The sequence below is a fragment of the Paenibacillus sp. 01T443 genome (genome assembly GCF_056398325.1).
The window spans coordinates 178,404-190,190 of record NZ_JBFTPE010000005.1 but is presented as its reverse complement, the minus strand read 5'-3'; the positions used below and the strand labels follow the sequence as shown (position 1 = coordinate 190,190).

Here is an 11,787-nt window from a genome sequence, read left to right as displayed (position 1 = left end):
TGCCTCAGCTTTGTCGAAACATACGAAGACTGGAGAGTAATTAAGAGATAACGTCCGCAGAGCCTAATTGCGCAAAGGCGCGGTCGATTGCAACTATCGTTTCATCGATGTCTGCTTCCGTATGCGCGGTCGTGAAGAACCAAGCCTCGTATTTGGATGGTGCTAGGTTGATGCCTTGATTCAGCATGAGCTTGAAGAATTTGCCGAACAGCTCGCCATCCGTATCCTGCGCCTCATCATAGTTAGTAATTGGATGATCACAGAAATGAGCCGAGAACGAGCCGCGGATTTGGTTGATTGTAAGCGGTATGCCATGCTGCTTGGCAGCGGCGTGCAGACCTGCAGCGAGCTTCGTTGCGAGAGCGTTCATTCGATCGTAGATGCCTGGCTCCTGCAGCAGTTCGAGGCATGCAATGCCTGCTGAAATTGAAGCCGGATTGCCGGCCATTGTACCTGCTTGATAAGCAGGTCCGAGCGGAGCAACCTGCTCCATGATTTCGCGTCGTCCGCCGTATGCGCCGATCGGCAAGCCTCCGCCGATGATTTTGCCCAGTGCGGTTAAATCCGGCTCCACCGCTTGATGGTCGGGAAATGCAACATACGTTTGCGCTGCGCCATAGTGGAAGCGGAATGCGCTAATGACTTCGTCGTATATAACAAGAGCACCCGCATCGCGTGTAAGCTTGCACAGCCCTTCCAGAAAGCCTTCATGCGGCATTACCATGCCAAAGTTGCCAACGATAGGCTCTACCATGACGGCGGCTGTCTCGGCGCCCCAGCGATCCAAAGCAGCTTTTAGTGCCGGAAGATCATTAAAGGGAACCGTAATGACTTCGCTTGCGATGCTTGACGGGACGCCGGCGCTGTCCGGAATACCAAGCGTAGACGGACCGGAGCCTGCTGCGACGAGCACGAGATCGGAATGCCCGTGATAGCAGCCTGCAAATTTAATGATTTTGGATCTTTTCGTATAGGCGCGTGCCACACGAATGGTCGTCATGACGGCTTCCGTGCCGGAGTTGACGAACCGGACTTTGTCGAGTGAAGGAATGGCCTCTTTCAGCATGCGGGCCAGCTTAATCTCCAGCTCAGTAGGCGTGCCGTAAAGCGTACCGTTTTGGGCAGCGCGCACGATAGCCTCTGTAATATGCGGATGGGCATGTCCCGTAATGATGGGACCGTAAGCTGCTAAATAGTCAATATAACGGTTATCGTCGACGTCCCAGAAATAAGCGCCTTCCCCGCGTTTCATAAACACCGGAGCGCCGCCGCCTACTGCTTTATAAGAGCGGGAGGGGCTATTAACGCCGCCGACGATATGCTGCAGCGCTTCTTCATAAAGCTTCTCGGAATTGGGTCGTTTTGTCGTCATGGAATTCAGCCTCCAATAGTAATGTTAGCCGGGCATGAATGCTCGGATTTGGACATAAGTAAACGGCATCGCCGTCTTTGATTCAATTATAAGAAAGTATAAAATTCAACCTTATACGTTGCTTATATTTCACCGCGAAACGAGCTTTTGCCGCCAAGGACGGCGTCAGCCGTTTACGCTTGTTATATGGGAAACAAAATACACGCAACTTGCTGGAGCCCGTTGCGTGTACGTATAGGTTATTGCTGTTGATTCGTTGCTTCTGCACCGTCTGTCGGTGTTGTCGATTCGGAAGGAGTAGGGATGGTATCGTCCTGCTCCAGCGTCATTTGCACGAAATCGCGCAGCTCTTCTTCGTCGCTGATACCGATGACGGATGCGCCGCCAACGCGGTCTTCCGCAATGAGCTCCATCGGCGGGATTTGCGTGGTGCTGGCTACGTGGCTTTTGACACCTAGCTGGCCGAGCTTCAGCATATCCATAACGCTGATATTCATGCTGACATAGGGCTGAACGCTTTCAAGAATTTTCTTCATGCGAACGATGTTCCAAGTGGATTGAAGCTCCTTGGATACCGCTTGAAGAAAGTTTCTTTGACGCTCTGTACGCGTAAAGTCACTCATTGCATCGTGGCGGAAGCGGACATATTGCAGCGCTTTGTCGCCATCGAGCAGCTGGTAGCCTTTTTTAAGATCGATATCGTAGCGGTTGCCGTCTGCGTTATCGGTATAATGCATATCCTTCTCGACATCAAAGTAAATGCCGCCAATCGTATCGATCAGCTTCTTGAAGCCTTCAAAGTCTGTATATACATAATATTGAATGTCGAGTCCTAGGAGGTCGCCGACTGTCTTCATGGCTAACGGGTAATCCCCTAGAGCAAGCGCCGTATTGATACGGCCTTTGCCATGACCCTCAATGTTGACATACGTATCACGGAGCACAGAGAACAGATGCGCTTTCTTGGTTACGGGATCAAAGGAAGCGACTAATATGGAGTCTGAACGGGCAATCTGTCCCTCGTCTAAACCGCGCGCGTCACCGCCAAGCAGCAAAATATTAACACGTTCCTTCCCTTCCCAATCCGGAATGGGAACAGGCGTAGCTTCGGCGTCCTCTACGGGTACCTTCGTTTCTTTAGGGTCACTGAAGTTATCTAGTGCACTATATATGCCTACACTCCAGTAAATAAGAAACGCTGCTGCTGCGCCTAGTATTACGGAGAGGCTGATGAAAAACCATTTCCATCTTTTCTTCTTGTTCTTTTCTTTAGGCACTTGGTTCGTCTGTTTAGACATACGCTTGACGTGCTCCTTTCAGATGCTGCAGGATCATTTTGTGTCAATGAGGGTAAATTTCAATGTAAGCATGCACAATGATGGCATAGCGAATGGTCCGCTTCTAAATAAAAAGGCGAGCGGAGCCGTTTACGCTAGAAATATAAGAACGTATAAGTATGAGCTTCTTTCATAACTTATATTTCATCCGCGAACGAAAGCTGCAGTACCAGGGGGCATAGTCAGCCGTTTACGCTAGGCGTGAACTAATGTATGATTACATATCATAAAATTATAAAGCTGAACGACATGCAGAAGCAAGTTTTATCGTTTTAGGTAAATAAAGATCGGTATTTCCTAGGAAATGTCGAAGCGAGAGGGGCTTAAAGAAGCAAATGCTAGCCATTGATGTAAAGGATTTACGTAAGCAATTCAGCGTACAGAAAAATCGAGAAGGCTTATCCGGCGCGCTCAAGGACTTGTTTAAACGCGAGTACAACGAGGTCACGGCGGTTAAAGATATTTCCTTTCAAATTCCGCAAGGCGAAATATGCGGTTATATCGGAGAAAACGGAGCAGGCAAATCGACAACGATTAAAATGCTGACAGGTATTTTGGTACCAACGTCAGGTGAACTCAAGGTAAACGGCTACGTGCCGTTTAAGGACCGCGAGAAGTTCGTTAACGGGATTGGCGTTGTATTCGGACAACGTTCTCAGCTGTGGTGGGACATCGGAGTAATCGAATCCTTCCAGCTGCTGCGCAAGGTATACCGGGTGTCGGAGGCTGATTTCCGCAAACGTTTGAACGAGCTTGTCGAAAGACTGCAGCTGGGCGATTTGCTCAATCGTCCGGTACGCAAGCTAAGCCTGGGCCAGCGGATGCGCTGCGAGCTTGTCGCTTCGCTGCTTCATAATCCGTCAATCCTTTTTCTAGATGAGCCGACGATTGGTCTCGACATTGTCGTGAAGACGGAAATCCGTGACTTCCTCATGCAAATGAACAGAGAACAAGGAACGACCATTTTGCTGACGACACACGATTTGCAGGATATCGAAGCGCTTTGCTCGCGTGTCATCATGCTTGATGACGGCCGCATCATTTATGACGGCGGTCTGGACGATCTGAAGAACCGCTGGAGCAAGGGCCGTGAAATTCAGTTCCAATTCGCAGGTCATACACAGCTAGCCAAGCTGCAGCAGCTAACCGAATCTCTCGATGTCACATGGACGATGGAAAACGAGGTTACGGCAAAAATGTGGCTGCCCCATGCGGTTAACGTTTCCGATGCTTTATCCTGCGTGGTAGGCGGCGTAGAAATTCGCGATATCAAAATTATTGAGACGAATACGGATGATATCGTCCGTAGTATTTACTCCTCCGGTTCCGCGTCAACCTCCAAGGAGTCGGTTCAATCATGATGAGCGCTTATATCGATTTTATTCGGATTCGATTTATCATGATGCTTGCTTACCGCGTTAATTATTACAGCGGTATCATTATTTACGCCATTAACATCGGCGCCTATTATTTTCTGTGGCAGGCGATTTACGGGGACAAGGAGACGCTCGCCGGTTTCACGGTGACGCAGATGACGACCTATGTGGCGGTATCGTGGATGGCGCGTGCCTTTTATTTCAATAATTTGGATCGCGAGATTGCAAATGAGATTAGGGACGGCAGCGTGGCGGTTCAATTAATAAGGCCGTATTCCTATTTATTCGTAAAAATGATGCAGGGGTTCGGCGAAGGGCTCTTCCGCATGCTGTTGTTCATGATTCCGGGGATGATTATCGTTTGTCTCATCTTCCCGGTCAAGCTTCCGACAGATCCCATGACATGGCTTATTTATTTAGTCATGCTGTTCTTTAGCTTTCTTATTAACTCGCAAATTAATATTTTGACCGGCTTGTTCGCGTTTTTTGTCGAAAACAACGAGGGCATGATGCGAATGAAGCGGGTAATGGTCGATTTGTTCTCCGGCGTAGTCGTGCCGATTGCCTTCTTCCCAGGGTGGCTGTCAGCTGTAATGCAGTGGCTGCCGTTCCAAGCGATCACTTATTTGCCAAGCTCTGTTTTTACGGGGAGAACGCCAAGCAGCGAGGTGCTGCATGTGTTTGGCATTCAAGTGTTATGGTTTGTAGGTTTGCTGGTGCCGATATGGCTGACGTGGCGCGCCGCTCGTAGACGGCTGTTCGTGCAAGGGGGGTAACAGACATGAGATATGCATCTTTATTTTGGGAATATATTAAAAATTACGCGAAAACGCGGTTAACGTACCGGGCAGATTTTTGGATCGAGGTGCTGTCCGATTTATTGTTCCAAGGGATGAACCTGATCTTCATCTTGATCGTGTTCCAGCATACGCCGTCACTCGGCGGCTGGTCGGAGGCAGAGGTTGTATTCGTTTATGGCTTCTTCATGATTCCGTACGGCGTATTCAGCACCTTCTTCAGCATCTGGAATTTCAGCGAGCGTTATATCGTAAAGGGTGAAATGGACCGCGTGCTTACAAGGCCGGCGCATAGTCTTTATCAAGTGCTGCTAGAAAACGTAGATCCGCCGTCCTTGATCGGCTCCTTCGTCGGTGCAATCATTATGGCGCTTTGCTGGACGCAGCTTGATCTGCCGTTTCAAGTGCTCGACGTACTCGTGCTTCTGCTGCTCATCTTAGGCGCAGTACTTATTTATGCGGGACTTTATACCGCGCTCAGCGCGATTTCCTTTTACTCGGATGCGCCGACCGGTATCGTGCCGCTTATGTACAACATTCAAAACTATGGGCGCTATCCGGTTAACATTTATAACAAGATGATTCGTTTTGTCCTTACATGGCTGCTGCCGTTTGCATTCGTCGGCGTCATTCCAGCCTCTTATTTTCTCGAGAAAAAAGCCGATGATCTATCCCAGCTCGCGCTTTTGACGCCCGTTATGGGCATTGTCGTATTCTCGTTAGGGCTGTGGCTGTGGAACCATGGCGTAAAACGTTACCGCGGAGCTGGCTCTTAGCTTTCGCATTCAGCTCGTGTAGGGCAGCAAAAAAGAGTGCTATATGGAGGTTTAGCAATGACACAGCTTCAAGTGGGAGCTTTCGCTCCGGATTTTGTCCTGCCGGCTTCAAACGGAGAGAACGTTTCATTAAGCGATTACCGCGGGAAAAATGTCGTTCTATATTTTTATCCTAAGGATATGACGACAGCCTGCATCCAAGAATCCTGTGACTTTCGCGATGCGAACGCAGAAATGCTTAAACACAATACGGTTATTTTGGGAATCAGCATCGATACGGTAAAATCGCATCAGAATTTTATCACCAAAAAAGAGCTGCCTTTCTTGCTGCTGGCGGATACCGAGCATACCGTATGCGAACTTTACGGTGTCTGGCAGCTAAAGAAGCTTTATGGCAGAGAGTATATGGGACTCGTTAGGTCAACCTTTTTAATCGATGCAGCGGGCAAACTGGTGCAAGAGTGGCGGAAGGTTAGAGTCAAAGGACATACGCTGCAGGTGCTTGAAGCCGTACAGCAGTTGCAGTCGGCTGCTCTTCGCTAATCGGCAAGCTATGCACGAACATAAAGAAGCCTATCCAGCTTACCGGCTGAATAGGCTTCTTTGCTGCTCAGGCCGTGCATGAAAGAGTAATAAATTGGGTTATGGAAACAATAGAGAAAATTCACTTAAGCCGCTTAATCACTTTATGGACGGGGTATATGAAAGAAATGGAATATTTTATCCATTGACGAGATGCTGACACATTTATACAATATGGTTTTGCTTGTTCGATAGGGGGTTATTAGACTGATCAGGCTAAACAACATCAAAAAATCGTATCGAGTAGGGGCGGTTTCGGTAGAAGCAGTCCGTGACGTTAGTTTAACGGTCCATAAGGGTGAAATATTCGGCATTATCGGCCATTCCGGTGCGGGAAAAAGCACGCTTCTGCGCTGCGTCAATTTGCTAGAGAAGCCGACGACGGGCAAGGTAACGGTAGGCGGCGTTGAGCTTACGGGCTTGTCTGAAAGGCAGCTGCAGCAGCAGCGTAGACGCATCGGGATGATTTTTCAGCATTTTAACCTGCTGTCGATGTCTACGGTTAGAGATAATATTGCGTTCCCGCTTGCGCTTGCCAAGCTATCTAAGTCAGAGATTAACAAAAGGGTGGACGAGCTGCTGAAGCTCGTGCAGCTTGAGGGACATGCGGATAAATATCCCGCGCAGCTCTCCGGGGGACAGAAGCAGCGAGTCGGCATTGCCAGGGCGCTTGCGAACAATCCAGACGTATTGCTGTGCGACGAAGCGACATCGGCGCTCGATCCGCAAACAACGAATTCGATTTTGTCGCTGCTGCTCGATATTAACGCGAAGCTCGGCATTACGATCTTGCTTATTACGCATGAGATGAATGTCATTCGTTCCATTTGTGACCGCGTAGCCGTCATAGACCAAGGCGAAATCGTCGAGATCGGCGATGTGCTGCATGTCTTTCTGAAGCCGGAGCATCCGGTGACCCGCGATTTTGTTGATCAAGTAGCAGAAAGCGGAGTAAACGGACAGCTACTGCGCCAGCGCACAGGGCGTCTATTGCGCATGACCTATATCGGCGATTTGACGTATGAGCCGATTCTTTATAATGCCGTGAAGCCGACAGCTGTGCAATTTGCCATTTTGCAAGGAACGGTATCACGCATGAAGCAAACGCCATATGGCCAGCTAATTGTCGAGTTGATCGGCAGTGATGCTGAAATCGAGAGCGTGATTGAAGTTCTGCGTAAGGACGGGCTGGAGGTGGAGGCGATATGATGAGCTTTGAAAACGTGCGCTGGCCGGAAATATGGGACGCGACGAAGGATACCCTGTATATGTTGTCCGCCTCGCTTGTATTTACGATTATTTTCGGTTTAATGCTCGGCATTATCTTATTTCTAACTTCTCGCAGACAGCTGCTGCAGCAGCCGATTGTTTACGGGGTGCTTTCTTTTATCGTCAACGTGCTGCGTTCCGTTCCCTTCGTTATCCTGATGATTATGATCATGCCGATTACGAAGCTGATTACCGGAACGACGCTTGGTGTAGAGGGCTCGATTCCGCCGCTAGTCGTAGCAGCAACACCATTCTTCGCAAGGCTAGTGGAAACGTCGCTGCGCGAGGTGGACCGCGGCGTTATCGAGGCCGCTCAAGCGATGGGCGCTTCGAAATGGGACATTGTGCGGCGCGTGCTGCTTCGTGAATCCAGCCCTAGCTTGCTTGCTGCCGTCACCATAACGGCGGTTACACTCGTCTCTTATACGGCAATGTCAGGCGTAATCGGCGGCGGCGGACTTGGTGACTTGGCCCTGCGATACGGCTATCAGCGGTTCCAAACCGATGTGATGCTGGTAACGGTGGTGCTGCTTATCGTGCTTGTCCAGGTGCTGCAGACGATTGGCGATGCGCTGGTTCGGCGTTACAGCAGGAAGTAGATATTTTTGAAAGCATTACAGCTTAGAAAGCAATGACAACATTGGAGGAATGAACATGAAGAAGACAAGCTATTTGATTTTAACGATGATGCTGATGTTTGCGTTAGCAGCCTGCGGACAAGACAAGAATGCAGAGAACAACACGAATGGCACGGGTGCCGAAACGCCGTCGGAGGTTAAACTGAAGGTTGGAGCGTCTCCAGTACCGCATGCGGAGCTGTTGGAATTCGTTAAGCCGATACTGAAAGAGCAAGGCGTTGATCTGGAAATCATCGAATTCAATGACTATGTGCAGCCAAACACGCAGCTCTTCGAAAAACAAATCGATGCGAACTTTTTTCAGCATATGCCTTACCTAGAGCAGTTTAACAAGGACAAAGGCTATGATCTTGTAAATGTAGCAGGCGTTCACATTGAGCCATTCGGCGCTTACTCGAAAAAGATCACAAAGCTTGAAGAGCTTAAGGAAGGCGCAAAAGTCGTTATTCCGAACGACCCGTCGAATGGCGGCCGCGCACTTGCTTTGATGGCGGAAAATGGTCTGATCAAGCTTAAGGACGGCGTTGGCGTTAACGGAACCGTTGCTGACATTACGGAAAACGCGAAAAAGCTCGACATTACAGAAGTGGAAGCAGCTACGCTTCCGCGTGTACTCGGCGAGGTTGATCTTGCCCTAATCAACACGAACTACGCGCTTGAGGCTGATCTTGTTCCGACGGAAGACGCGCTGTTTATTGAAGGCAATGATTCTCCTTACGTAAACATTCTTGTCGCGCGTCCGGATAACAAAGATTCCGAAGCGATGCAGAAGCTTGCAGCGGCGCTTCGTTCGCCGGAAGTAAAGAAGTTTATTGAGGATAAGTATAAAGGCGCGATCGTAGCCGCGTTTTAAGCGCAGCGCCCGATGATCATTCCATAAGCAGCCGAGCAGAGAAGCAATCTCTGCTCGGCTGTTTGCTTTTCAATCCTTTAGGATAAGTGCGCAACTTTTCCATCCCTATAAGCGTTACTAATCATTATAAAACCCATTTACTAGAAGATGAGGGGATGATTGAAAGTGAAACGGACCATAACAATCTTCATTCTGGCCTTATTGCTTATTCTTCCGGCTGCGGCTGGTGCCGCGGCTCAAGCGAAATATTATTTTAGCTGGGAAGAAGGCGGGAGTGGGGGTGGAACAGCTCTTTTGAAAAATGGGGTCACTTTTGTACCTTTGACGCATGTAGTGAATGACCTAAGCTGGGACTCCTCCGGCAAACGGGCGCAGTATGGCGGCTGGAACAAATCGTTTGCTGTCCGGGTAGGCAGTTTAACCGGCATGCTGGACGGGAAAATCGTGAAGCTGGAGGGAGCGCCCTTCCTGTTCGAGAAAGTGCTTTACGTACCGGCTCGTTTTGTTGTGTATGCAATGGGCGGGGGTAATCTGACATGGGATGCCCGTACCAAAACGGTAAAAGCAGACCATTTGAAAACCTTCAAGAAATATGATTTTGTCCATGAGGGAATGAAGTACACGGTTGAAGGGAGAAGCGGTATTGTTAATGTCACGGACAGCAAAGGCGTTCAGCGCGAGTTTGCAAGACTGGGGACCTCCATTAAAGAGAGCTTATCTTTTACGGCTGAGAAGACATCAGGAGGATTGACGGTGTTTCGTTTGGCTGACTTCTACGGAGAGCCGCATTTGAATAATCAATTTTTCACGCTTGTCGTGAAAGACGGCAAGGTTATTCAGCAAGCAAGCGTACATTATTGGAATCGCTTAGAAACGAATGTTACGAAGCTGGGAAGCCAGCTGTTATTAATAGACGGAAAAACGATGAGAATCATCGAGGATGGAACGGGAACATTGCTTGAAACAATTGATTTAGTGAAGATTGGCGAAGAAGCGGATGAGTATTTCGTCGAGTACATCGACAAGGATGTATTTCTGCTTAGGGCGAATATCAACGGTATTTTAAAGCTGGTTGACCGGGATACCGGCTCGGTTACGATTTTATATAAGGAGCTGCTGGATGCCAAGCATCAAGAGTATGTAGCGTATAATGATACGCCATACCGTGGCGATATGCTTAAATTCATCAAACGGGAAGGCGATCTTCTTTATTTCAAAAATGAATTTCCTTATGACAAGGACAATAATACCTATAGCATAAGCGTTGCGAATTAATAATCCTAGACCAATACAAGACTTAAGCCAAACACGGCAAGCTGCAGCTGTGTTTGGCTTTATTTTGATAGACGAGATAGTATTCCATCATTTAAGAGAAGCAGTCATTTAATAGAGAAGCGGCTCATATAATCTATCAGAATACACGAGAGTTCCTATTCATAGGTAGAGAAGGGTGGCACATCGAATGCGGCGTATGTTGAAGGTGGCAATTTGTGCGATGATCATGTGGTTTGGCTTGATAGAGCTTGGCAGCTTTACGGGTGATCAGAGCAATGCGGCAAAGGAGCGGGAGACTGCGCAGGCAAGTGAAGCCGCAACCTCAGCTCATTATGAGGCTAAGCCACTTTTGGCAGCGCATGCGTCCATTGAAACAAAGCAGCAGTCGGGGAAAGACCAGCCGGCCGCCACCGAGGTGAAGCCAAGTGATTCCGTATCGGCAGAAAAGGCAGAGGCGAATCAGAAAATCGTATATTTGACATTCGATGACGGTCCGAGCAAAAACACCGAGCAGGTGCTTGATATTTTGAAGCAGGAAGGCATTTCGGCGACCTTCTTTGTATTGGGGGAGCATGTGCTGGGGCAGCCGGAAATAGCCAAACGAATCATAGCGGAAGGCCATGCGATCGGCAATCATACGTATGATCATAAATATGAGCGTGTATATGGGCGCTTTTCCGAGTTTGCAGAGCAGGTCATGAAAACCGATAAGGCCATATACCAAACAACAGGTGTCAGGACGATACTTTTTCGAGCGCCTGGCGGGACATACACCAACTTTGATCAGGGCTACTTCGATGCGATGGATGCTGCAGGCTATCAGGTGCATGACTGGAATGTGGACAGCGGAGATTCGAAAAGGCAGGGCGTGCCCGCTTCTGAGATTTTGACGACGATCAAAGGCTCTAAGCTGGCGAGTAAGCTGAGCGTTTTGCTGCATGACAGCGCGGGGCATACGGAGTCGGTTAAGGCGCTGCCTGCAATTATTAAATATTACAAAAGCAAAGGTTACGCTTTTGCAAAGATAACGGATGAGGTAGCACCGATACAATTCAAGGTAGCAGGTAAGCTGAAATGGACCAGAGCCCATGTTACAAAGACAGAAATAACGAAGCTGACCAAGTTCTCGGAGAAGCTTGGCAGGGAAAGCTCGCTGGCGCAAGCGGCGAAGAATGAGCCTGAGCTTATTGTTCACCGCGGAGAGGGCAAATTAGTATTAAAATCAGGCGAATACGGCATAACGAGCGGAGCTATCGAGGTTTCGCTGCGGAAGCTGACGGAATGGGTTGGCGGAAGCCTATTGCTTGATGTGGAAAATGGACTGATCGATGCTTATTACGATGGAAACCGAGTGTTGTCGCTGACCAGTAAAGAAATTCATACCTCACGTGAAGGCCAGGTCATTGTCCCTGTGCGGGCAGCGCTGCAAAAATTCGAAATTCAGATCGCAAAATATGTTTATAACGATCAACAACGAGAAATATGGCTTTCGGAGTAACAGAAAGGCCTTCT

11 protein-coding genes are annotated in these 11,787 nt (G+C 48.8%); 9 read left to right on the top strand and 2 right to left on the bottom strand.

What is annotated here, in order from left to right; genetic code table 11:
- Positions 1 to 40 precede the first annotated feature (40 nt).
- Together AC1DLI_RS08515 and AC1DLI_RS08510 are read right to left on the bottom strand one after the other, a co-directional pair.
- Complete coding sequence (locus AC1DLI_RS08515) at positions 41 to 1,372, bottom strand: glutamate-1-semialdehyde 2,1-aminomutase (protein ID WP_477601473.1); 1,332 nt, start codon at positions 1,370 to 1,372, stop codon at positions 41 to 43.
- A 239-nt stretch (positions 1,373 to 1,611) separates the two neighbouring features.
- Positions 1,612 to 2,670 (bottom strand): LCP family protein, encoded by a 1,059-nt coding sequence (locus tag AC1DLI_RS08510; RefSeq protein WP_477601471.1) that lies wholly within the window; start codon positions 2,668 to 2,670, stop codon positions 1,612 to 1,614.
- Between the two features lie 374 nt (positions 2,671 to 3,044).
- Here AC1DLI_RS08510 and AC1DLI_RS08505 point away from each other — a divergent pair, with 374 nt between their 5' ends.
- The 9 genes from AC1DLI_RS08505 to AC1DLI_RS08465 all read left to right on the top strand — a co-directional run bounded on the left by AC1DLI_RS08505 (position 3,045) and on the right by AC1DLI_RS08465 (position 11,773).
- Positions 3,045 to 4,070: an ABC transporter ATP-binding protein gene (locus tag AC1DLI_RS08505; protein ID WP_419871310.1), complete on the top strand. Its 1,026-nt coding sequence runs from the start codon at positions 3,045 to 3,047 to the stop codon at positions 4,068 to 4,070.
- Positions 4,067 to 4,861: an ABC transporter permease gene (locus AC1DLI_RS08500; RefSeq protein WP_477601468.1), complete on the top strand. Its 795-nt coding sequence runs from the start codon at positions 4,067 to 4,069 to the stop codon at positions 4,859 to 4,861. Before AC1DLI_RS08505 ends, AC1DLI_RS08500 begins: the two co-directional genes overlap by 4 nt.
- Positions 4,862 to 4,866: 5 nt before the next feature.
- Positions 4,867 to 5,658: an ABC transporter permease gene (locus tag AC1DLI_RS08495; RefSeq protein WP_477601466.1), complete on the top strand. Its 792-nt coding sequence runs from the start codon at positions 4,867 to 4,869 to the stop codon at positions 5,656 to 5,658.
- Between the two features lie 57 nt (positions 5,659 to 5,715).
- A complete protein-coding gene (bcp, locus tag AC1DLI_RS08490) occupies positions 5,716 to 6,201 on the top strand; it encodes a thioredoxin-dependent thiol peroxidase (protein WP_477601464.1) in 486 nt (161 codons plus the stop codon).
- A gap of 246 nt (positions 6,202 to 6,447) precedes the next feature.
- Positions 6,448 to 7,449: a methionine ABC transporter ATP-binding protein gene (locus AC1DLI_RS08485; RefSeq protein ID WP_477602337.1), complete on the top strand. Its 1,002-nt coding sequence runs from the start codon at positions 6,448 to 6,450 to the stop codon at positions 7,447 to 7,449.
- The gene (locus tag AC1DLI_RS08480) at positions 7,449 to 8,108 is read left to right on the top strand and encodes a methionine ABC transporter permease (protein WP_477602335.1); all 660 of its coding nucleotides are present in this window, start codon (positions 7,449 to 7,451) and stop codon (positions 8,106 to 8,108) included. The genes AC1DLI_RS08485 and AC1DLI_RS08480 overlap by 1 nt, the downstream gene beginning before the upstream one ends.
- A gap of 55 nt (positions 8,109 to 8,163) precedes the next feature.
- A complete protein-coding gene (locus AC1DLI_RS08475; RefSeq protein ID WP_477601462.1) occupies positions 8,164 to 9,000 on the top strand; it encodes a MetQ/NlpA family ABC transporter substrate-binding protein in 837 nt (278 codons plus the stop codon).
- Between the two features lie 165 nt (positions 9,001 to 9,165).
- On the top strand, positions 9,166 to 10,275 hold the full coding sequence (locus AC1DLI_RS08470) for a copper amine oxidase N-terminal domain-containing protein (protein ID WP_477601460.1): 1,110 nt from the start codon (positions 9,166 to 9,168) through the stop codon (positions 10,273 to 10,275).
- A 187-nt stretch (positions 10,276 to 10,462) separates the two neighbouring features.
- Positions 10,463 to 11,773, top strand: a complete 1,311-nt coding sequence (locus AC1DLI_RS08465; RefSeq protein WP_477601458.1) for a polysaccharide deacetylase family protein — start codon at positions 10,463 to 10,465, stop codon at positions 11,771 to 11,773.
- Positions 11,774 to 11,787: the final 14 nt, after the last annotated feature.